Raw genomic sequence first — 19,314 nt, 5'->3', positions numbered from 1 at the left:
CATGCCGTTGGTGAGGGGCTGGCCTTTTCCGTAGAACTACGCGCGCGGATACTTACTCCGCCAATTGAAACCGCTCAAAGCGATCCAGTTCTTCCTCGATGCGGCGCTTGTAAAGCTTGGCACCACCGCGCGCGGCGCCCTTGCCGACCCAGGTCCATTTCTGCATCAGCAATTTACGGTTCTGGCGGTCGGCCTTGAGATCGATGGCGGCGACGATGTCGTCGCCGACCAGCACCGGCAGTGCGAAGTAGCCGAACACACGCTTCTGCTTCGGCACATAGGCCTCGAACCGGTGGCCATAGCCGAAGAACAGTTCGGTGCGCTTGCGCTGGATGATCAGGGGATCGAACGGCGACAGGATATGCACGAGACCGGCGTCGCCCTCGCCTGCCGATGCCGCCGCGTCCGGCTCCAGCACCTCGGATCGCGCCCAGTGTTCCTGCTTGCCGGCACCTTCCAGTGCTACCGGCGCCAATTCCTTGCGCCGCACTCGTGCCTCGATCAGGCGACGGATCGCGGCCTTGCTGGGAGCATCGAGATGGCAGATCGAATCCAGGCTGACGAGCCCCTGTGAACGCAGCGCGCGGTCGAGCAGGTAGGCCGTGATCTCCGCAGACGTTGCCGGCTTCGGCGATTTTTCCCAGCCGAAATGCCGCGCCGTCAGTTCATAGGTCTTGAGCATGCCGGTGCGCTCGGAGATCGTCACCTCACCGGTGTAGAAGGCCAGTTGCAGCGCCCGCTTCGACGGCTTGCGGCTCTGCCACAGGTGCTCCTTCTCCGTCAGCACGTCGTCCTCGATGTCGCGGATGGTGAGCGCTCCCTCGCGCTGCAGCAGCCGCATCACTTTGCGGGTGTCTTCGGGCTTGACGGAAGCGAACCAGCGGTGGCCTTCGCGCTTGTGCAGCTTCATCAGCGGTACGAAGAAGCGGAAATCCTTTGCCGGCACGTAGGACAGCGCATGCGTCCAGTATTCGAACACGCTCTTGTCGGCGCTCTGGGCCGCGCGCAGGTCCGCGCGGCTATATGCGGGGATGCGACTGTAGAGAATGTGGTGGTGGCAGCGTTCGATCACGTTGATGGTGTCGATCTGCACATAACCGAGATGCTCGACCGCGGCCGCGGTCGCCTGCGGCCCGTCGCCGAACGGCACTGATGTATCGAGCCGCTGGGCGCGGAGCCAGATTTGCCGGGCCTCGGCTTTGCTCAAAGGATGGGGATCGGTCTTGCGGGGCATCGCGCCGCAATGTAGTCGGATTCGCGCGCGTGAGAAGTCGGGAAACAGGCATCGCCTGCCCCTCACCTCAATGCTTGCACCTCAATGCTTGGCCCGCTCCGCAATACTGCCGGTCGCGACCGTGGCGTCGCAGGAGGCCTTACCCCGTTCCGTCGCCTGGCACCGATAGACGCTGCCGGTGAGTCGATCGACCAGCCAGGCGGTCTCCTCGGTGGGGCTTTCGACGCCGACATAGCGGCTGCCGAGCGCATTGATCAGCGTCGACAGCAGGATGGCCGCCGCTATCATGGCCGCACCAATCAGGATCGGTATCGAGCTTCCGGAACTTTCCGGTTCCGGTGTGCTGGGACGATAGCCCTGATATTCACGCTGACGCTTTACCGACTGAAACACCCGCCCGCCCGTCTCGCTGGTCTTGAACGATTTATTGCTCGAATTTTTTCTTGGATTTTCTTCGTGAGTTGCCTTGGTAAGTCGCCATCTGGCCAATTTGTTGTCCGCAGATCGGCGCTGGCGCGACGGCATTGAGACCGCTTCGTAACCTGAATGGAAAAGGCGGCCCACAAGCCGCCTTTTGTCTGTCCGCCTTTTGTCCGTCAGAGGTTTGGTGCTCAGCGCCGGAACAATCCGCCCATCATGCCGCCGAAGAAGGCGCCGGGGCCGCCACCGCCGCCGCGGTGATAATGACGGCTGCCGCCTCCGCCACCGCCGTGACGGCGGGACGAACGCACCGACTCGTCGTCGGCGTCGTCGCTGGAAGCGGACGCCACGCGGGTCGCCAGGATTTCGGACTGCAGCGCCTTGTGCTGCAGCGCGTTGAGGTAACCGCTCTTCGGATAGCCGCGGGCGGCCTGCCAGCGGGTGATCACGGCGCGGGTGTTGTCGTCGAACTTGCCGGAAACCTTGGTGTCGAAGCCGAGGCTGGTCAGGCGGCGCTGCACGTCGCGACGCTGGCTGCGATCGAGGCCGAGTTGGTCCTCGGTGGTCTGGCTGGCTTCGTCCGAGAAGGTCGAGGGGTCGACGCCGACGCCCGTGGTCAGGTTACGGGTAACGGTCGAGGGGCCGTCCTGCAGCGAGGCGATCCGGGCCAGCGCGATCGGCTTGAAGGTGCCGTTCGGATAGTTGGTGAGATAGGCGTTGAGTTCTTCCGGCTTGTTGGAGTCCTTGATCGACCGCCAGAATTCGAGTTCGACTTCGGAGGCGGGACCGGCGGCGGCCACCGGCGTGTTGACGGCCTCAACCGCGCTGCCGCTGGCGACGGGGTTCAGATAGACCGAGCCGATCAGGTTGGTGTGACCCCAGGGCAGCTGGTTCTTGCTGGTCTCCTCGTTGACCTGGGCGCGGACCTTGGTCATCGCCTGCTGGATCTCGACGCCGGGGGAAGCGATGTTGGCCATCAGGGCGCGGGTGAACGGGCTGTTGGTGCCGGCCTCGCCGTCGAGCGCGGTTTGTCCGGGGCCGGTGGCGAACGCGATCAGCGTGCCTTCGCCGGATTTCATTTCCGCAAGGCCGCTGGCGACGCTGACGCTGCGGGTCGCCTTGGCGGAACGGATCTTGGCAGCGAAGGGATTGTCGCGGCAGGCATCGAGGAACACCAGCTTGACCTTGGCATCGCTCATGGTCTGTTCGAGCGTGAGGTCGACATTGATGGCGGCGCCGAGCTTGACGTCCATTTCGGATTTTAAGTCGGCATCGACCGGCAGCAGATAGTTGGTGCCGTTCACCGCGATGCCGTGGCCGGCATAGAAGAACAGCGCGACGTCGGCGCCTTCCGCCTTCTTGCCGAAATCCAAAAGCTTCTCCGTCATCTTGTCGCGGGTGAGGTTGGAACCTTCCACGACGTCGAAACCGACATTGCGCAACAGCTTGGCCATCGATTTGGCGTCGACCGCCGGATTGGGCAGCGCCGCCACGTTCTTGTAGGCGCCGTTGCCGACCACGAAAGCCACGCGCTTGTCGGCCATGGCCGCATTGGCGCTGACGAGAAGTGTTGCTGCCGAGAGTGCCGCGATCAGGAAGCGCATGTTCATTCTCCCCTTGCCTGACCATCGGGGCTTCGCCCGAGGTCCTCATCCGATGGGGCAGTGTGATCCCGGGACAGGGGTTGTTACCGTGATTTAGATCACACAGAGAAACTGGGGCTCGAACCGGATCCCTGGACGTAGCGACGTGGCCGCAAAATCTGGGGAATGACGCAAAAGCCGCCCCCGACAAGAGCGCCAGGACCTTGGCGACTTCGCTCCGCCGGAAAGCCGGACCTTCCCTGCGTGATCCAAATCACATTCCCAGCTTTGAACCCGTCCTATGTTCCCAGCATCAAAACGCCATGCACGCCATGCTGGCGTAACCGTGAGGAACCCGACAATGACCCGCCTTAATGGACTTTCCATCGTGACTATCGGCGCCGCGCTGTCGATGACGGCGGGCCTGGCTTTTGCCGGCGATACCGTGTCGGCCGATCAGATCCTGAGCGCGCTGAAGCCGAAGCCGCTGACCCGCGGCCTTTCGACCGGCCCGCAAGAGGACACCGCAACACAGGCCAAGGAAGCAGGCTTCGTCAATACGCTGCGCAACCGCAAGACCCGGTCGCTCTCGCTCGACGAACGCCAGGAGATTGCCGAGATCGCCGCGACCAAGCCGAAGATCGATCTCGAAATTCACTTCGACTACAACTCCGCCGACATCAGCAAGGACTCGATGCCGTCGGTGCAGGAACTCGGCAAGGCGCTCTCCAACGCCAGCCTGAAGGGTTCGACCTTCGTGGTCGCCGGTCATACCGATGCGATGGGCGGCGAGGCCTATAACCAGGACCTCTCTGAGCGCCGCGCCGATACGATCAAGAAGTACCTGACCGACAAATACGGCCTCGTCGGCGCCAACCTCGTGACCGTCGGTTACGGCAAGACCCAGCCGAAGGATCCGAACGCGCCGATGGACCCGGCCAACCGCCGTGTTCAGGTCGTCAACATGGACACCAAGACCGCGTCGAAGTGACGTCTGGAAGTTGATCCGCCTGCCCGCTCCGGCAGGCGGATTTCATTGGGGGGACCGACATGAAATCGCAACTCATTGGCGTCGCGCTCGTTGCCCTGCTCGCGATCGGCGCATCACTTCCCGGCCACGCCGAAGATGCCGCCAAGCCCACGGATACCGCGGCGCCAGCCGCTGCCGCGCCGGCAACGAGCAAAGCCGACGCGCCCGCCAGCGTGCCGCGTCCGTCGATCGCGCCGAAGACCGCCGAGCCCGCCTCACCGCCTTCTGCAACCGAAGCGGCACCGCCGCGTCATCGGCGCTACGCGCGTCATCACTATCGGCGCTACGCCTATTGGGAGCCGTTCCCGATCTATCTGCCGCACTTCCATCGCCACCGGATCTATTGGGGCCGGATTCCGTGGTTCTCGTTCTGAAGCGGCTTCGCCTCAGATCCAGCTCTGAAAAATCATCAGGCGGCGATAGGTTTCCATCGACGTCCCCAAAGACGCCACCGAGATCGGCAGCATCGCCGCGAAGCCGAGCGCTGCCGCCGCGACGAAGGCCCACAACATCCAGCGCGGCGGCGCCCGCTCGCCTTGCGTGAACGCGTAGACCAGCGCCAGCGACGCAATCGTCGCCGACGGCAAATAGTAATAGATGAAGCCAATGGTGCGCGGCAGCGTTGCCCACGCCAGCCATGGACCGATGTAAAACGCCAGAATCAGAAACGCATCGGCGCGGCGCTTGGCGATCCAGTCTCGCAGGCAGATACCGACTGCCACCAATGCGGGCCACAGGATCAGCGGATTGCCGAGAAAGGCGATCGCCTGAAAGCGGTCGTCGGCGAGCTTGTCGAACTGAAACCAGATCGGCCGCATCAACAACGGCCATGACGGCCACGAACTCATATAGGGATGCGGCGGATGCGAACCGGAGTTCTCGACAAAGATCCAGCGCTGCGCCTCGATGAAATCGCCGACCGACAATCCATATAGCGGAACGTAGGTCACGTAATAGGCCAGCGCCGGAATCAGCACGAAGCAGACGGCGAAATGGGTGTACCTGAATTCGGGCCAGCGGTCCGGTTGATACCAGTCACTGGCCTCGGCGTCCGCGAACGAAGTACGCCAGCCCTGCATCAGGCGGATGACGGCAACGATCGCGATACATACGCCGAGCGGAAACAACCCGCTCCATTTGCTGGCTGTCGCAAGACCGAATGCGAAACCGGCCAGCGCGAACGCGATCTCCGGTTTCTGTTTCCTGTAGCCATGGATGAATGCCGCGACGCCGAACAGATCGAACGCCAGCATGTAAATATCCAGCATCGCGATCCGCGATTGCACGAACACCATCTGGTTGAGAAACGTCAGCGCCGCGGTCGCGAGCGCCGGCCCTTGCGCGGCAAACAACGCGAGCCCGCAAAGATACATCGCAACGATCGCCAGCGCCCCGAACACGACGCTGGGATAGCGCCAGCCGAGCGAGTTATCTCCGAAGGCGCGAATCGACAACGCCATGAACTCTTTTGCCAATGGCGGATGCATCGGGTTGAGCAATGGGTTCGGCACACCCGGCTCAAGCAACTGCTTTGCTGCAGGCACATAGTGCACTTCATCGAAATTGATTTTGTCGGGCGTGGTTAATCCGATCATCAAGGCAAGATGCGCGACGACGAAGATCGCGACAGAAATTGCCACAATCTTCCACACCGGATTTTGCGGAACAAACAGCGATTTGACGGCCGCCTCACGCGAATCTTCCGTCGCGCGCAGCGCTGCAGAGGGAGCGGCACTTTGCGATCGATCGCGTTGAACTTTTTTTCGTCTGGAGGTCACTAATCGACGGGCCGGTAAAGTGGAACAACTTTGTGATAAAATTACAACATCGCTGGCCCGCACAATCCGGTACGATGACCGATATAGATTGTACGGTGGGAAATGATTGCGCGTAACTACATTTTTGCTGTGTTGGGAATCTGCCTCGTGGCCGGTATCGACGCAGCGTCAGCTCAAGCTCCCACGCGTGTCGGCGAAGCCGCCGTCGTCAAAAACGAAGTCCTCCGCGTCGCGGCGTCTTCGACCAGCCAGATCAATGTGGGCGATGGATTGCTGCGCGACGAGGTCGTGCGCACCGGCCTCGACAGCGCGACGCGGCTGGTGATGGCCGACAGCACCAATCTCTCGCTCGGCCCGAATGCCACGCTCAAACTCGATCGCACCGTGTTCGACGACGAACACCATTATCGCGACATCGCGGTACGGCTGACCTCAGGCACCTTCCGATTCGTGACCGGAAATTCGGAAAAGGCCGCCTACAAGATCACGACGCCGCTGGCGACGATCGGCGTCCGCGGTACCGAGCTGGATATTCGGTCGCTGCGCGGCCAGACCATCGTCTATCTGCTGGGAGGCGCGGCCTCTGTCTGCACGCTCGCGTTTGACTGTATCCAACTGACGCTGCCCGGCGATACTGCCGTCATCACGTCAAGCGGCGGCAAGACCACGATCAAGAAGACGAACAACTCGCCGTGGACCTTCGCCAAGACCTGCGGCGCGGCCGCCGGCCTCTGCAGCACCACGCAATATGCGGACGCGACGCCCACGGTGATTCCTGCCGTCGATGACGGCAGCGATCCCACCGGCATGCTGTGCGGGCGCTGACGATGGCAAACCCCTCACGCGGCTGGATCGTCTTCGGCACCATGCTGGTCGCGGTGTCGCTGTTTTTTATACGCGGCGAATCGGGCATTGCCCGCGCGGCAACCACTTCCTGCGGAACTTCGACGTCGACGGGCACGTCGACACACATCAATACGGAATCCAGTGGTTATTCGGAAGGGTGCAGCACCTCGACGTCAACCTCCACTTCGAGTTCAACATCGACCTCAACGTCTTCGTCGACTCCGACACCCACTCCGACCACCACCGGCGCCGATTCCAGCGGCAACTCGGTCAACGATCTGGCCAAGCAGCGCTTCAACCAGATGATCACCAACCGCGTGCTCGGTACTGTGCTGCTCGGCATCAACGAGCAGGTCAACTGCAGCGATTGCGTCAGCGCGTTCGGCTCGGCGGGCTCGTTCTCGGCCGGCATTCACGGCCGCAAGAGCCTGACCGACAATCTGTCGCTGCTGGCGGGCATCGCCTATACCCAGTACAGCGAGGGCGGCTACAGCGTCACCAGCGCGCCGATCACCGCATTCGCGCTACGCTATGATTTCGTCGACTGGGGATCGTCGCGGCCGTTCTTCGATATCGGCACCATCCTGACGCCGTATGAAAAGGTGCGTTACACGCGCAGTTATACCACGAGCCTTGGCGCGGTATCGCTCGACGGCCAGACCACTGCCAGCAATTACGCGGTCTACGGCCGCGCCGGCTGGATGAGCCGGCTGTCGCCGCGCGATGAAGTCGCGGCCTCCGTCGAGGTGTGGCAATTGTGGCAACGGGTCAACGGCTATACCGATCCGTCCGGCGCACCGCTAAATCCGTTCGACGCCACGATCGCCGGCGGCACCGACAAGACCAGCCTCGTCAAGGTCGGCGGCCAGTGGACGCATCTGTTCGGCAGTAGCGTCGAGGCCAACGTCAACGGCGGCTGGGTGCAATCCTTTGGCTCGCACTCCGGCATCGTCGCCACCGTGACCGGCAACGGCACCGTGGTGCCGACGATCGGCAACCAGGGCTGGTTCGAATATGGCGGCCGCCTCGGCTTCCGTATCACCAAAGGCTGGGTCGCCGACCTCTTCCTCAACGGCACCGCTGGCCCGCAACCGGTCGGCAACACGCTGCATGGCGGCGTCGGATTGCGGATCAGTTATTAGCGCTGGGCGCCATCTCTCCTCACGTCATGGCCGGGCTTGACCCGGCCATCCACGTCTCCTCCGAAGAAAGAAAGCGCGTGGATGCCCGGGTCAAGCCCGGGCATGACGACGTTTGATGCGTTGAAACTAACTCATGTCGCGATCGGCGTCGGCATCGTCAGAAACGCCCGCGTCACGTGCCAGAACAATTGCCGGTTGATCGCCAGCGCCACCGAATGAGCGGTGCCGGGCAGGATGATGAACTGGCGATCGCCGTTCGGCAGCTTGTTATAGAATTCCTCGAGATCGGCGACGGTGGCGATGCCGTCATACTCGCCGCGCACCAGCAGCACCGGCGCCAGCACCTTCTCCGGATGCACCACCGGCAGGTTGGCGGTCATGTCGAGATAAGTCCCGGTCGGGATCTGGTCGCCGAACTGCATCTCGACATCGGCCAGCACCTCGATCGCGGCGGGGTCCGACGTGCCGGGCTTGTCGCGCGTCGCGATCGAACTGATCATCGCGCGGTCGCGCTTGCGCATGTTGTGGGTGCGATAATATTCGACCTGCTCGGCGCGCTTGGTCAGGGTCGGCGAGCCCTCGCCCTTGTAGGTGAAGGCGGCGAACACCAGTCGATCGACACTCTCAGGCTGCTGCATCGCAAAGGCGCCGGCGCGCAGCGCGCCCGAGGATTCGCCGACGAAATGCAGTTTCTTCTGGCCGGTCTCGCGCGCGATCAGTTCGACCGCGACCTTCAAATCCTCGGCGCCGCTGGCGATGTCGGCATTACCAGAGGTGCGGCCGGACTTGCCGTAATTCTCGTGGTCCATGGTCCAGACGTCGAAGCCGTAGCGGGCGAATTCGTTCATGACGGAATATTCGCCCTTGCCGGGCACGTTGAGATCGAACACCCGCGAGGTCACCGACGAACCGTGGACGAAGAACACGACCGGCCGCGCCGGCTCGCCAGCCTTCGGCGCGCCGATCCGCTTGCGGAACATCCACAGGGGAATGTCGCCCTTCTTGGTCCAGTATTCGCTGCTCCAGATCTCGCCGCCTTCGGTGGCGATGGCGGTCGCGGCCTGCGCCGGCATCGCGGCCGCGGCTATGGCGCCGATCCCTCCGATGCCGAGTGCCCCAAGAACCGTGCGCCGCGCCAGTGAAGTTTCGGAATCGATCATGGCTGTTCCCCATGCGTGAAATTTTCTTGATGCCAAGTCTAACATGCACATGGTGCTTTGAAAGCTGGTGTGCGCTGCAATGCAAAAACAATTATCGCGCGATCACCTGCGGAACAGGCTGACAGCCGGCGGTTGCGGGGCTTATCCTCCGCCGGCCAATCAGGCCAGGGAGCTAACGCATGAGCAGCAATCTCACAGAAGAAGAACTCGCCGCGTTGATGCCGTCCGAATTGTGTCAGTACCAGACCCCGATCCCCACCCAGATCGTCTCCAGTGACGAATTTTATCCGGACCCGCAGAACGAGCGACAGCGCGAGGTCGAGGCGCGGCTGCTGGCGATGGCCGACGACCTCGGCGGCAAGCAGGGCCTCGACCGCCGCCGGTTTTTCCAGACCGCCGCCGGCATGGCCGCGTCCTTCGTGGCAATGAACGAGGTCTATGGACCGCTGTTCGACGTTACGAAGGCGGAGGCCGCCACGCCGGCGATGGCGCAGGAACGTGCTGCCGCGCTGAAGGACCAGTTCATCATGGACATGCATACGCATTTCCTGCGCGACGACACCCGCATCATGACGTTCGTCAACATGCGCGCCGCAGTCGGCAAGGCCGGCTGGAACAAGCAGCTCGGCGATCACGAACAGACCATCGAGGACCTGAAGTTCAACAACTACAAGAAGGAGATGTTTCTCGACTCCGACACCAAGATCTCACTGATCTCGTCCGCGCCATCCGATATCGAGCAGGACTGGTTCCTGACCAACGAACAGATGGCCGACGCCCGCAAGAAGATCAACGACGAGGCCGGCTCGCGGCGGGTGTTCTCGCACATGATCTTCACGCCGGGACAGCCCGGCTGGCTCGACAAGCTCGATGCTGGTTTGGCGCTGAAGCCGGAATCCTGCAAGGGCTATACGGTCGGTGACAACACCCACAAGGAAATCAGCCGCTATCCCTGGCGGATGGACGACGAAAAGGTCGCCTACCAGGGCTACGAGAAGATGGTGAAAGCCGGCATCAAGAATGTCTGCATTCACAAGGGACTGTTTCCGCCTGGCATCGAGAAACAATATCCCAACCTGCGCGGCTTTGCCGACGTCGCCGATGTTGGCCAAGCGGCTAAAGACTGGCCGCAGCTCAACTTCGTCATCTATCACTCGGCCTATCGTCATGTCGGCGGCGACCCCAAGCAGGCGCTGGCAGAATTCGAGCGTACCGGGCGTATCTCTTGGACCAGCGATCTCGCCGACATCCCGGCGCAATATGGTGTCAGCAATGTCTACGGCGATGTCGGGCAGTTGTTCGCGACCACGCTGGTCGCCGAACCCAATGTCTGCGCAGCTTTGATGGGCACACTGATCAAGGGGCTCGGCGTCGATCACGTCTGCTGGGGTACCGACGCGCTGTGGACCGGCGCACCGCAGTGGCAGATCGAAGGCCTGCGGCGACTGGAAATCCCCGAAACGATGCAGAAGAAATTTGGCTACGCGCCGCTGGGCGCCGCCGACGGTCCGGTGAAGACCGCAATCTTCGGTGACAACAATGCGCGGCTCTACGGTATCCAGCCGAAGCGCGCGATGCTCGACCTCAAGGGCGACCGGTTTGCCCTGATGAAGGCGGAATACGAGAAGGCCGGACCGGAGCCGTCGAACATCCGCTATGGCTACGTGGTGCCGAACAAGCCGATGGATCACAGCGTGTTTGTGTGAGGCGTCCTGATTGAAATATCGAAAACAACCCCATGCAAAGTAGCAGGGGATCGCCTCCGCCCTCATTGCGAGCGAAGCGTCGAACCCGGAAGTTCGAGATTCTCCGGTGCGCAATTGCGCATCGGAGTTCGACGCTAACGCGTCGCCCCCGGAATGACGGCAAGAGCCGTCACCTCCCCTTGAACTGCGGCTTGCGTTTTTCGCTGAACGCCTTGACGCCTTCCTTGAGATCTTCGCTGGTGCGCACCGGATCAAGCAGCCGGCGCACCTCAGCGACGGTTTCCAGCGGTCCCTTCGGCATCGCCTCGCGCGCCAGCCGCTTCAGCGCCTGCACCACCAGCGGTGCTGCGGTGGCAATCTTTGCCGCCATCTCCTGGGCGAGCACGACATGCTGCCCCTTCGGCGCGATCTTGTTGACGAAGCCGATCTCGTAGGCGCGTTGCGCCGACATCTCTTCGCCGACCAGGAGAAACTCCATCGCAATCTTGTGCGGCATGCGCGCCAGCACCGACGACACGCCGCCGCCTGTCGTGCCGACCTTGACCTCGGGATAGCTGAACCGCGTCGTCTCCGACGCCACGCACATGTCGGCCATCTGCACCAGAACGAAGCCGCCGCCAACCACCCAGCCGGACGTCGCGGCAATCACCGGCTTGTCCAACTCGACGCCCAGTCCAGGCACCGCACGCCACATGTCGGCGGGAAAATCCCTGACGTCGGCGCCGACGCAGAAATACGCTTCCTCGGCAGCCGCCAGCACCGCGACGCGATCGTCGCTGTCGCGAAATCGCCGCCAGGCCTCGCACAGTTCTTCGCACAAAGCGGGGTTGAGCGCATTATGCGCGGACGCGCGATCCATCGTGATGGTAGCGACGTGGCCGGCGCTTTCGTAGCGTACAAGCTTCATGGGACCTCCCGTATTTTTTTGTCATTCCGGGCGATGCGAAGCATCGAACCCGGAAGTTCGAGATAATTTAATCTCGAACTTCTCCGATGCGCAATTGCGCTTCTTCGAGGTGGCCCGGAATGACGCGCTACTTCTTCTCGGCGGGATCGCGGTGCACGGGATCGATCCACAGCACGGTTTCCGGCTTTTCCACCGGCTCGATGTCGAGGTTGATCGCCACCGCCTCGCCGTCGCTGCGCACCAGCACGCATTCCAGCACCTCATCGCGGCTGGCGTTGATCTCCTGATGCGGCACATAGGGCGGGACGAAGATGAAATCGCCGGGACCTGCTTCGGCGGTGAACTGCAACTGCTCGCCCCAGCGCATCCGCGCCTTGCCCTTGACGACGAAGATGATGCTTTCGAGATGGCCGTGATGATGGGCGCCGGTCTTTGCGTCGGGCCGGATGGTGACGGTACCCGCCCATAACTTCTGCGCGCCGACGCGGGCGAAATTGATCGCGGCCTTGCGGTCCATGCCCGCGGTCGACGGCACATTGGGATCGAGCTGATTGCCGGGAATGACGCGAACGCCGTCATGCTTCCAGCGCTCGGCGTCGCCGTGCGAATGATCGTGGTCGTGGGAATGATGGGGATGGGTGTGATCGTGAGGACCGGTCATTCTTGTTGCTTTCCGAAAAGTCGCCATTGCGTTCCAAAACGTACATAAAACCGTGATCGCAAACCAGTCAAATAGAGGAACTTCGAGTGCCCCTGGCGACTTGTCGTTGCGAAGCTCAAACAGCGCAAAGGAGAGTTCCGATGGGTGCAACGGCAGACAAGATCAAGGGCACGACCAACGAGGCGATCGGCAAGGCCAAACAGGGCATCGGTGAAGCGACCGGCTCCGACCGCCTGCAGGGCGAAGGCGTGATCCAGGAATTGAAGGGCAAGGGTCAGAAGGCCGTCGGCGACGCCAAGGACGCCACCAAGGACGCGGTGAATAAGGCGGCCGCGGCGGCGAACAAGAATCTCTGATCGAGCATGATCTGAAATGGATGAGACCGGTCCTATGGGCCGGTCTTTTTCTTGGATCGAAACGGCAAACGATTTCGTCATGGCCGGGCTTGTCCCGGCCATCCACGTCTTTGCACACCAAAGAGGAAGTAAGACGTGGATGCCCGGGACATCTAGCGCGAAGACGCGCTTCGCGCTTTTGCCCGGGCATGACGTTTAGGGATATCGCTACCGCCGCTTCGCTATCACATCTGGATTGACCACGTTGCTCGGCGTGCCCGCGGCATAGGCGACGATCTGGTCAAAAATATCGGTGAACTGGAGCTGATATTCGTCGCGTGTGACGTAGCCGATATGTGGCGTACAGATCGCGTTTGGCAAATTCAGCAAGCCATCGTTGACGTCGACCAGCGGTTCCTTTTCGTAGACGTCCACCGCCGCCATGCCGGGCCGTCCGGCGCGCAAGGCGTTGACCAGCGCGTTCGGCTCGATCAGCGGTGCGCGGCTGGTATTGACCAGCAACGCGGTCGGCTTCATTCGCGCGAGGTCTTCGGCCTTGACGATGCCGCGCGTGGCATCGACCAGGCGCATATGCAGCGACAGCACATCGCACTGTTCGAAGAATTCAGCCTTGCTGGCCGCGGTCGCGTAGCCGTCGGCGCGGGCCTTGGCCAAAGCCTGCTCGCGCGCCCATACCAGCACCTTCATGCCGAACGCCTTGCCGTACCCGGCGACGACCGCGCCGATCCGGCCATAGCCATAGATGCCGAGCGTCTTGCCGCCCACGCTATGGCCGACACCGATCTGCCATTTGCCGGCTTTCATATTGGCGACCTGCTGCGGGATGGCGCGCATTCCCGCCAGCACCAGCCCCCAGGTGAATTCGGCGGTCGCAAAAGATGGCGTATCGGCGTGCTGGCTCGACGACACGACGATGCCGAGACGGGTGCAGGTGTCGATATCGATATGGGGAAAGACGCTGCGCTGGCTGATCAGCTTCAGCTTTGGCAGCCGCTCCAGCAGCGGCGTGCGGATCTGGGTCCGTTCCCGGATCAGCACCAGCGCCTCGTTATCGCGCAGGCGCTCGGCGAGAGCATCGACGTCCTGGACGTGGTCGTTCCAGATGGTGACGTCGTGTCCGGCCAGTTTCTTGAAACAGTCGAGGGTGCGCAGCGTGTCGAAGTAATCGTCGAGGATCGAGACTTTCACGATGCGCTCCCCCGTCAGTTGTCGTTCAAGAATTACTTCACGGCCAGCAATTCGACGTCGAACATCAAGGTCGCGTTGGGCGGGATGACGCCGCCGGCGCCACGGGCGCCATAGCCGAGTGCGGGCGGAATGATCAGCGTGCGCTTGCCGCCGACCTTCATCGAGGCGACGCCCTCGTCCCAGCCGGCAATCACCCGCTTCTGCCCGATCGGAAACTCGAACGGCTCGTTGCGGTCCACGGACGAGTCGAATTTCTTGCCCTTCTGGCCGTTTTCATAGAGCCACCCGGTGTAATGCATCACGCAGGTCTGGCCAGGCTTCGGCGAGGCGCCTGTGCCGACAGTGCTGTCGATGATCTGCAAGCCTGAAGCTGTGGTCATGGGTTTTCCTGCGGTCTGGGCCGATGCCATCCTGGAGGCAACGGGCGTGGCAATCGCGGCCGCCATGGCGGCAAACGCGGTCTGAATGAGGGTGCGTCGGGAAGATCGCATCTGTTGAACCTTTGTTGGAAAAGACGGAGGTCTCTAGCCCAAAGCAAGCGGTTTCCCTAGCCATTTTTCGCAAGTTTAATAGCCCAGCGCGCAACCGTCCTTGCGGGGATCCGAGCCGCCGGTCAGCGTGCCCTTGTCCCAATCGATCCAGATCGCCTGGCCGCCGCCGAGCGGGCCGACCACGCTGGTGGTCTTGTGCCCGATCTTCTTCAGGCCCTCGACGATCGCGGCCGGCACGCTGTCCTCGAGCTGGTAGACGCCCTCGTAATGCAGGCCGCGCGGCATATCGATGGCTTCCTGCACATCGCAGCCATAGTCGAGCATGTTGGTCAGCACATGGGTCTGGCCGACCGGCTGATACTGGCCGCCCATCACGCCGAACGGCATCACAGCGCGGCCATTTTTGGTCGCGAGGCTCGGAATGATGGTGTGCAGCGGCCGCTTGCGCGATGCGATGCAGTTGGGGTGGCCGGGCTGAATCCGGAAGCCGCCGGCGCGGTTTTGCAAGAGCACGCCGGTCTTGTTGGAAACGATCGCGGAGCCGAACGAATGCGCGATCGAGTTGATGAACGAACAGACGTTGCGGTCCTTGTCGACCACGGTGATGTAGACGGTGGACGGGTTCATCGGCGGCGCGACGTTCGGCAGATCGAGCAATCCGTCCATGCGGATCTTGCTGATGTGCTCCTCGGCGAATTCCCTGGCGAGGATGCCAGCGACGTCGACATGAACCTGCTCGGGGTCGCCGATATCCTGTTCGCGCATCATATAGGCAATCCGCGCGGCCTCGGCTTCGAGATGGAAGCGCTCCACGCTGAGCGCGGGGAATTTGGTCAGGTCGAAACGGGAGAGAATGTTGAGCATGACCAGCATGGTGATGCCCGGGCCGTTCGGCGGGCACTGCCAGACGTCGTGGCCTTTGTAGATGGTGCCGATCGGCGACGTGGTCTCGGTGGTATGGCTGGCGAAATCTTCCAGCGTGTGCAGGCCGCCGATGCCGCGCAAGGTCTCGACCATGTCCTCGGCGATGGCGCCGCTGTAGAACGCGTCACGGCCACCCTTGGCGATCGCGCGCAGCGTCTTGCCCAGTTCAGGCTGGTGGATGACGTCGCCGGCCACTGCCGGCTTGCCGTGCGGCAGCAGGTAGCGCTCGGTGTTGGTGCCGTTCTTCAGCTTGTCAAAACCGTTCTTCCAGTCGAACGCAATACGTGGAGCGACGATGTAGCCCTCTTCTGCGGCCTTGATCGCGGGTTGCAACAGTGTGTCGAGCCCCATCTTGCCGTGATCGCGCAGGATGGTGTCCCAGGCATCGATGGCGCCGGGAATGCTGACGGCATGGGCCGAAGTCAGCGGCACCGAATTGATCTTGCGCTCCAGGTACCATTCCGCCGTGGCCGCCGCGGGCGCGCGGCCGGAGCCGTTATAGGCCACGATCTTGCCCTCGCCTTTCGGCTGGATCAGCGCGAAACAATCTCCGCCGATGCCGGTCGATTGCGGCTCGATCACCGCGAGCAGCCCGGCTGCCGCAACCGCAGCGTCGGCGGCGGTGCCGCCCGCGCGCATCACGTCGATTGCCACCAGCGCCGCCGCCGGGTGCGACGTCGCCACCATCGCGTTCTGGGCATGGACCGTGGAACGGCCGGCGAAATGGAAATTCCTCATCGCTAGTCTTTCTTTATGAGCGTATTTTTGAGCGCCCCACCGTCATGGGCAGGTTTTTCAAGGTTTGCTTGCGTTTCTTGGCATATTCATCCCGGGCAGGGCAATGGCTGGTATGCCAGGGAATGACCTGCGAGAAATGCGCGGAATACACCTGACTTTGCGGGGTTTCCCCACCCCTGCCCGCCTGATAAACGGTCGCGATGCCGTTAAAAGTCGCCGCCTTCTATCAATTCGCAGCACTTCCGGATTTCCGGGAATTGCGGGAGCCGCTGCGCGCGATCTGCGCGAGCCTGGGGCTGAAAGGCAGCGTGCTGCTGGCACCGGAGGGCATCAACGGCACCGTGGCAGGTCCCTCTGAAGGCATCGACGCGCTGGTGGCCGAATTGCAGCACGGCGCGCTGTTCGGCGGCCGGCTCGACAGTCTCGAACTAAAATTCTCGCAGAGTTCGGAGATGCCGTTTCAGCGGATGAAGGTCCGGCTGAAGAAGGAGATCGTCACGCTCGGCGCCGCCGTCGATCCGACGCGGCAGGTCGGCACCTACGTCGAACCCGCCGACTGGAATGCACTGATTGCCGCGCCGGATACGCTGGTCATCGATACCCGCAATCAATTCGAGGTAGCGATGGGCACGTTCGAGGGCGCGGTCGATCCGGGAATAAAGAGCTTTGGCCAATTCAAGGAATTTACCGCGCAAAAGCTCGATCCGGCCAAGCACCGCAGGATCGCGATGTTCTGCACCGGCGGCATCCGCTGCGAGAAAGCCAGCGCCTATCTGCTGGCGAAAGGGTTCGACGAGGTCTATCACCTCAAGGGCGGCATCCTGCGCTACCTGGAAGGCGTGCCCGAAGCGGAAAGCCGCTGGCGCGGCGAATGCTTCGTGTTCGACGAACGCGTCGCGCTCGGTCACGGCCTGCGCGAGCACAAAACGAGTGACGGCTCCCATGAGTGAAGGCAACCCGCTGAACGAACGCATCGACGCCCTGGAAATGCGGCTGACCTATCAGGACGAGGCCATCGAAACCTTGAACCAGACCGTCACCAGGCAATGGCTCGAGATCGACCGGCTGAAGCATCAGCTTTCCGAAATGAAAGAGCGCCTGCAGGAAGCCGAAAGCCACGCGCCGGGCCCGGCCAACGAGCCGCCGCCGCATTACTAGGGGCCAATACAAACAGAAACGGCCTCCACAAGGGAGACCGCTTCGTCAGTCCCAATCGCACTGAAATCAGCGATCGCGCTCGATGATGACCTTGCGGTCACGATCGTAATCGCGGTCGCGGTCGTGACCTCGACGAATCACCACCGCGTCGTCGCGGTCGCGATATTCGCGCTCACGAACCACTTCACGGTCGCGATAGCGGTCGCCGTGACCGTTGCCGACGGTGACGCCGACGCCTGCCGGGCCAACACCAACACCAAATTCTTCCGCGCTTGCCGGCATCGCAACAGAAATCGCGGCCACTGCGACGGCAGCCATTGCAATATGCTTGATCATCGCTTCGCTCCTCTTGGATTTAATTACCGTGGATGCAATTCGCGGAAATGTGATTTGTTCCGCGCCATCATGCATCACGCGCAAATGAACTCACACGCGCATGCCAAACCAGATCGCAACCGCGATCATGGTCAGCACGATCGCCGCCCAAACCGCAGGGACGACAAGCTTCGAACTGCCGCTGCGCGGCGAGTCGTTGGCGGCATGGTTGAATTCGGTTTGCATCGGTTCACCCACCGGCGCTACCGAAAGACGGCGCGCAATTTTTCCCAAAGCGTTTCGTTGTCGATATGGCCATCGGCCTTCGACGGCGCCGGCTGCGTGGCGCTCACCGGGTCGGATGCCGGAAAGCTGTCCATCAGGCCGGTTTCGAGCTTTGCATGCATCTCCCTGTCGGCAGCAAGCGCGGAAGCCGGATTGGCCGCGTGCTTGTCATGCGGAGCAGGGTTAAATTTCTCAGCCATCGTGTTAGTCCTCCGTGACAGTATCAACGTCCCGTATTCCCCGTGGTTCCATATCTCGCCTTGGCCAGGCCGGAACCAACGTGTATCAGGGGCTCCAAATATCGGCAGCTCCGGCAGGAACCTTTCGTTGACCCAGAAATCGGCCACCAAACCCTTTATCGAAGTGCTGTCCGGCCACCGTCAGCCGGTGCCGCCGGTCTGGATGATGCGGCAAGCCGGGCGCTATCTGCCGGAATATCGCGAGCTGCGCGCCAAGGCGGGCGGCTTTCTCGATCTGTGCTTCACGCCGGATTATGCCGCCGAAATCACGCTGCAACCGATCCGGCGTTTCAACTTCGATGCGGCGATCATCTTTTCCGACATTCTGGTGATCCCCTATGCGCTCGGCCGCTCCGTGCGCTTCGAGGCCGGCGAAGGCCCGAGGCTCGATCCGCTGGATACGCCGGAGAAGGTGGCGACGCTGGCGCGGCAGGCCGACTTTGGCAAACTCGAGCCGGTCTGTGAAGCGCTGCGCCGCGTGCGCCGCGAGCTCGATCCACGCATCGCGCTGATCGGCTTCTGCGGCGCGCCGTGGACGGTCGCGACCTACATGGTCGCCGGGCAAGGCACGCCGGATCAGGGCCCGGCGCGGATGATGGCCTACCGGCATCCCGAGGCGTTCGCCGACATCATCGATGTGCTGGTGGAGAATTCGATTCAGTACCTGCTCAGCCAGCTCAAAGCCGGCGCCGATGTGCTGCAGATCTTCGACACCTGGGCCGGCGTGCTGCCGCCGCGCGAATTTCAGCGCTGGTCGATCGAGCCGGCCCGGCGCATCGTCGCCGGCGTGCGCGCGCAGGTGCCGGACGCCAAGATCATCGGCTTTCCCCGCGGCGCCGGCGCGCAGCTTCCCGACTATGTCGAGGCAACGGGCGTCAACGCGGTGAGCATCGACTGGGCCGCCGAACCGTCGCTGATCCGCGAGCGCGTGCAAAACCGCGTCGCCGTGCAGGGCAATCTCGATCCGCTGGTACTGATCGCAGGTGGTGCGGCGCTCGACCGCGCGGTGGACGATGTATTGGCGAACTACGCCGGCGGCCCATTTATTTTCAACCTCGGCCACGGCATTCAGCCGGAAACCCCGATCGCGCATGTCGAGCAGATGCTGAAGCGGGTAAGGGATTACAAGGGCTGAACCGACCACGGGCCGTCA

At 62.4% G+C, this 19,314-nt stretch carries 22 protein-coding genes; 9 read left to right on the top strand and 13 right to left on the bottom strand.

The window, feature by feature from the left end; translation table 11 throughout:
* Positions 1 to 52: 52 nt before the first annotated feature.
* From BLS26_RS26415 to BLS26_RS26405, 3 genes are all read right to left on the bottom strand, one after another.
* A complete protein-coding gene (locus tag BLS26_RS26415) occupies positions 53 to 1,234 on the bottom strand; it encodes a winged helix-turn-helix domain-containing protein (protein WP_092515490.1) in 1,182 nt (393 codons plus the stop codon).
* Between the two features lie 81 nt (positions 1,235 to 1,315).
* On the bottom strand, positions 1,316 to 1,546 hold the full coding sequence (locus BLS26_RS26410; protein ID WP_092518595.1) for a hypothetical protein: 231 nt from the start codon (positions 1,544 to 1,546) through the stop codon (positions 1,316 to 1,318).
* Positions 1,547 to 1,845: 299 nt separating this feature from the next.
* Positions 1,846 to 3,258, bottom strand: a complete 1,413-nt coding sequence (locus tag BLS26_RS26405; protein ID WP_092515489.1) for a caspase family protein — start codon at positions 3,256 to 3,258, stop codon at positions 1,846 to 1,848.
* Between the two features lie 340 nt (positions 3,259 to 3,598).
* Between BLS26_RS26405 and BLS26_RS26400 the strand changes: the two genes are divergently transcribed.
* Positions 3,599 to 4,228 carry an OmpA family protein gene (locus BLS26_RS26400; RefSeq protein WP_092515488.1) on the top strand — a complete coding sequence of 210 codons (630 nt, stop codon included), beginning with the start codon at positions 3,599 to 3,601 and terminating at the stop codon, positions 4,226 to 4,228.
* A 59-nt stretch (positions 4,229 to 4,287) separates the two neighbouring features.
* A complete protein-coding gene (locus BLS26_RS26395) occupies positions 4,288 to 4,641 on the top strand; it encodes a hypothetical protein (protein ID WP_092515487.1) in 354 nt (117 codons plus the stop codon).
* A gap of 12 nt (positions 4,642 to 4,653) precedes the next feature.
* Here the strand turns inward: BLS26_RS26395 and BLS26_RS26390 are convergent, their stop codons facing one another.
* Positions 4,654 to 5,862: a phospholipid carrier-dependent glycosyltransferase gene (locus tag BLS26_RS26390; RefSeq protein WP_092518593.1), complete on the bottom strand. Its 1,209-nt coding sequence runs from the start codon at positions 5,860 to 5,862 to the stop codon at positions 4,654 to 4,656.
* Positions 5,863 to 6,147: 285 nt separating this feature from the next.
* Here BLS26_RS26390 and BLS26_RS26385 point away from each other — a divergent pair, with 285 nt between their 5' ends.
* Together BLS26_RS26385 and BLS26_RS26380 are read left to right on the top strand one after the other, a co-directional pair.
* The gene (locus tag BLS26_RS26385; protein WP_092515486.1) at positions 6,148 to 6,870 is read left to right on the top strand and encodes a FecR domain-containing protein; all 723 of its coding nucleotides are present in this window, start codon (positions 6,148 to 6,150) and stop codon (positions 6,868 to 6,870) included.
* A 2-nt stretch (positions 6,871 to 6,872) separates the two neighbouring features.
* Positions 6,873 to 8,033 carry a hypothetical protein gene (locus BLS26_RS26380; protein WP_244541693.1) on the top strand — a complete coding sequence of 387 codons (1,161 nt, stop codon included), beginning with the start codon at positions 6,873 to 6,875 and terminating at the stop codon, positions 8,031 to 8,033.
* 131 nt (positions 8,034 to 8,164) lie between these two features.
* Here BLS26_RS26380 and BLS26_RS26375 read toward each other — a convergent pair whose 3' ends face one another.
* Positions 8,165 to 9,193 (bottom strand): alpha/beta hydrolase, encoded by a 1,029-nt coding sequence (locus tag BLS26_RS26375; RefSeq protein WP_092515484.1) that lies wholly within the window; start codon positions 9,191 to 9,193, stop codon positions 8,165 to 8,167.
* 179 nt (positions 9,194 to 9,372) lie between these two features.
* Between BLS26_RS26375 and BLS26_RS26370 the strand changes: the two genes are divergently transcribed.
* Positions 9,373 to 10,899 (top strand): amidohydrolase family protein, encoded by a 1,527-nt coding sequence (locus tag BLS26_RS26370; RefSeq protein ID WP_092515483.1) that lies wholly within the window; start codon positions 9,373 to 9,375, stop codon positions 10,897 to 10,899.
* A 169-nt stretch (positions 10,900 to 11,068) separates the two neighbouring features.
* Here BLS26_RS26370 and BLS26_RS26365 read toward each other — a convergent pair whose 3' ends face one another.
* Entirely contained in the window at positions 11,069 to 11,806 is a 738-nt protein-coding gene (locus BLS26_RS26365; RefSeq protein WP_092515482.1) for an enoyl-CoA hydratase/isomerase family protein, read from the bottom strand.
* Between the two features lie 127 nt (positions 11,807 to 11,933).
* Positions 11,934 to 12,467, bottom strand: coding sequence for a cupin domain-containing protein (locus BLS26_RS26360; RefSeq protein WP_092515481.1), 534 nt, complete (start codon positions 12,465 to 12,467; stop codon positions 11,934 to 11,936).
* A 140-nt stretch (positions 12,468 to 12,607) separates the two neighbouring features.
* Between BLS26_RS26360 and BLS26_RS26355 the strand changes: the two genes are divergently transcribed.
* Entirely contained in the window at positions 12,608 to 12,823 is a 216-nt protein-coding gene (locus BLS26_RS26355; RefSeq protein ID WP_092515480.1) for a CsbD family protein, read from the top strand.
* Positions 12,824 to 13,030: 207 nt separating this feature from the next.
* Here BLS26_RS26355 and BLS26_RS26345 read toward each other — a convergent pair whose 3' ends face one another.
* The 3 genes from BLS26_RS26345 to ggt all read right to left on the bottom strand — a co-directional run bounded on the left by BLS26_RS26345 (position 13,031) and on the right by ggt (position 16,164).
* On the bottom strand, positions 13,031 to 14,011 hold the full coding sequence (locus BLS26_RS26345; RefSeq protein ID WP_092515478.1) for a D-2-hydroxyacid dehydrogenase family protein: 981 nt from the start codon (positions 14,009 to 14,011) through the stop codon (positions 13,031 to 13,033).
* A gap of 32 nt (positions 14,012 to 14,043) precedes the next feature.
* A complete protein-coding gene (locus BLS26_RS26340; RefSeq protein ID WP_371361031.1) occupies positions 14,044 to 14,457 on the bottom strand; it encodes an FKBP-type peptidyl-prolyl cis-trans isomerase in 414 nt (137 codons plus the stop codon).
* 120 nt (positions 14,458 to 14,577) lie between these two features.
* The gene (gene ggt, locus BLS26_RS26335; protein WP_092515476.1) at positions 14,578 to 16,164 is read right to left on the bottom strand and encodes a gamma-glutamyltransferase; all 1,587 of its coding nucleotides are present in this window, start codon (positions 16,162 to 16,164) and stop codon (positions 14,578 to 14,580) included.
* 200 nt (positions 16,165 to 16,364) lie between these two features.
* Between ggt and BLS26_RS26330 the strand changes: the two genes are divergently transcribed.
* Positions 16,365 to 17,114: a rhodanese-related sulfurtransferase gene (locus BLS26_RS26330; protein WP_092515475.1), complete on the top strand. Its 750-nt coding sequence runs from the start codon at positions 16,365 to 16,367 to the stop codon at positions 17,112 to 17,114.
* Positions 17,107 to 17,322 (top strand): SlyX family protein, encoded by a 216-nt coding sequence (locus BLS26_RS26325; RefSeq protein WP_092515474.1) that lies wholly within the window; start codon positions 17,107 to 17,109, stop codon positions 17,320 to 17,322. Before BLS26_RS26330 ends, BLS26_RS26325 begins: the two co-directional genes overlap by 8 nt.
* Before the next feature lie 66 nt (positions 17,323 to 17,388).
* Here BLS26_RS26325 and BLS26_RS36520 read toward each other — a convergent pair whose 3' ends face one another.
* The 3 genes from BLS26_RS36520 to BLS26_RS26315 are packed head-to-tail and all read right to left on the bottom strand — an operon-like array spanning position 17,389 to position 18,122.
* Entirely contained in the window at positions 17,389 to 17,742 is a 354-nt protein-coding gene (locus BLS26_RS36520; RefSeq protein WP_197681279.1) for a hypothetical protein, read from the bottom strand.
* Positions 17,743 to 17,748: 6 nt separating this feature from the next.
* Positions 17,749 to 17,883 carry a hypothetical protein gene (locus tag BLS26_RS37080; protein WP_256385884.1) on the bottom strand — a complete coding sequence of 45 codons (135 nt, stop codon included), beginning with the start codon at positions 17,881 to 17,883 and terminating at the stop codon, positions 17,749 to 17,751.
* A 17-nt stretch (positions 17,884 to 17,900) separates the two neighbouring features.
* Positions 17,901 to 18,122, bottom strand: coding sequence for a hypothetical protein (locus BLS26_RS26315; protein WP_092515473.1), 222 nt, complete (start codon positions 18,120 to 18,122; stop codon positions 17,901 to 17,903).
* A gap of 202 nt (positions 18,123 to 18,324) precedes the next feature.
* Here BLS26_RS26315 and hemE point away from each other — a divergent pair, with 202 nt between their 5' ends.
* Positions 18,325 to 19,296, top strand: a complete 972-nt coding sequence (gene hemE, locus BLS26_RS26310) for a uroporphyrinogen decarboxylase (protein WP_371361029.1) — start codon at positions 18,325 to 18,327, stop codon at positions 19,294 to 19,296.
* The last annotated feature ends 18 nt before the right edge of the window (positions 19,297 to 19,314 follow it).

Origin of the sequence: Afipia sp. GAS231 (genome assembly GCF_900103365.1) — a bacterium.
GTDB lineage: Bacteria > Pseudomonadota > Alphaproteobacteria > Rhizobiales > Xanthobacteraceae > Bradyrhizobium.
This window is presented reverse-complemented; position numbering and strand designations above follow the sequence as displayed.

Bases quoted from the DNA above. Each gene is read 5' to 3' on its own strand.
- BLS26_RS26340 (WP_371361031.1), bottom strand. From the start codon at position 14,457: ATGGCGGCCGCGATTGCCACGCCCGTTGCCTCCAGGATGGCATCGGCC.
- BLS26_RS26355 (WP_092515480.1), top strand. From the start codon at position 12,608: ATGGGTGCAACGGCAGACAAGATCAAGGGCACGACCAACGAGGCGATC.
- ggt (WP_092515476.1), bottom strand. From the start codon at position 16,164: ATGAGGAATTTCCATTTCGCCGGCCGTTCCACGGTCCATGCCCAGAAC.
- BLS26_RS26360 (WP_092515481.1), bottom strand. From the start codon at position 12,467: ATGACCGGTCCTCACGATCACACCCATCCCCATCATTCCCACGACCAC.
- BLS26_RS26400 (WP_092515488.1), top strand. From the start codon at position 3,599: ATGACCCGCCTTAATGGACTTTCCATCGTGACTATCGGCGCCGCGCTG.
- BLS26_RS26405 (WP_092515489.1), bottom strand. From the start codon at position 3,258: ATGCGCTTCCTGATCGCGGCACTCTCGGCAGCAACACTTCTCGTCAGC.
- BLS26_RS26415 (WP_092515490.1), bottom strand. From the start codon at position 1,234: ATGCCCCGCAAGACCGATCCCCATCCTTTGAGCAAAGCCGAGGCCCGG.
- hemE (WP_371361029.1), top strand. From the start codon at position 18,325: ATGATGCGGCAAGCCGGGCGCTATCTGCCGGAATATCGCGAGCTGCGC.
- BLS26_RS26315 (WP_092515473.1), bottom strand. From the start codon at position 18,122: ATGGCTGAGAAATTTAACCCTGCTCCGCATGACAAGCACGCGGCCAAT.
- BLS26_RS37080 (WP_256385884.1), bottom strand. From the start codon at position 17,883: ATGCAAACCGAATTCAACCATGCCGCCAACGACTCGCCGCGCAGCGGC.
- BLS26_RS26395 (WP_092515487.1), top strand. From the start codon at position 4,288: ATGAAATCGCAACTCATTGGCGTCGCGCTCGTTGCCCTGCTCGCGATC.
- BLS26_RS26385 (WP_092515486.1), top strand. From the start codon at position 6,148: ATGATTGCGCGTAACTACATTTTTGCTGTGTTGGGAATCTGCCTCGTG.
- BLS26_RS26365 (WP_092515482.1), bottom strand. From the start codon at position 11,806: ATGAAGCTTGTACGCTACGAAAGCGCCGGCCACGTCGCTACCATCACG.
- BLS26_RS26375 (WP_092515484.1), bottom strand. From the start codon at position 9,193: ATGATCGATTCCGAAACTTCACTGGCGCGGCGCACGGTTCTTGGGGCA.
- BLS26_RS26325 (WP_092515474.1), top strand. From the start codon at position 17,107: ATGAGTGAAGGCAACCCGCTGAACGAACGCATCGACGCCCTGGAAATG.
- BLS26_RS26330 (WP_092515475.1), top strand. From the start codon at position 16,365: ATGCCGTTAAAAGTCGCCGCCTTCTATCAATTCGCAGCACTTCCGGAT.
- BLS26_RS26370 (WP_092515483.1), top strand. From the start codon at position 9,373: ATGAGCAGCAATCTCACAGAAGAAGAACTCGCCGCGTTGATGCCGTCC.
- BLS26_RS26390 (WP_092518593.1), bottom strand. From the start codon at position 5,862: ATGATCGGATTAACCACGCCCGACAAAATCAATTTCGATGAAGTGCAC.
- BLS26_RS26380 (WP_244541693.1), top strand. From the start codon at position 6,873: ATGGCAAACCCCTCACGCGGCTGGATCGTCTTCGGCACCATGCTGGTC.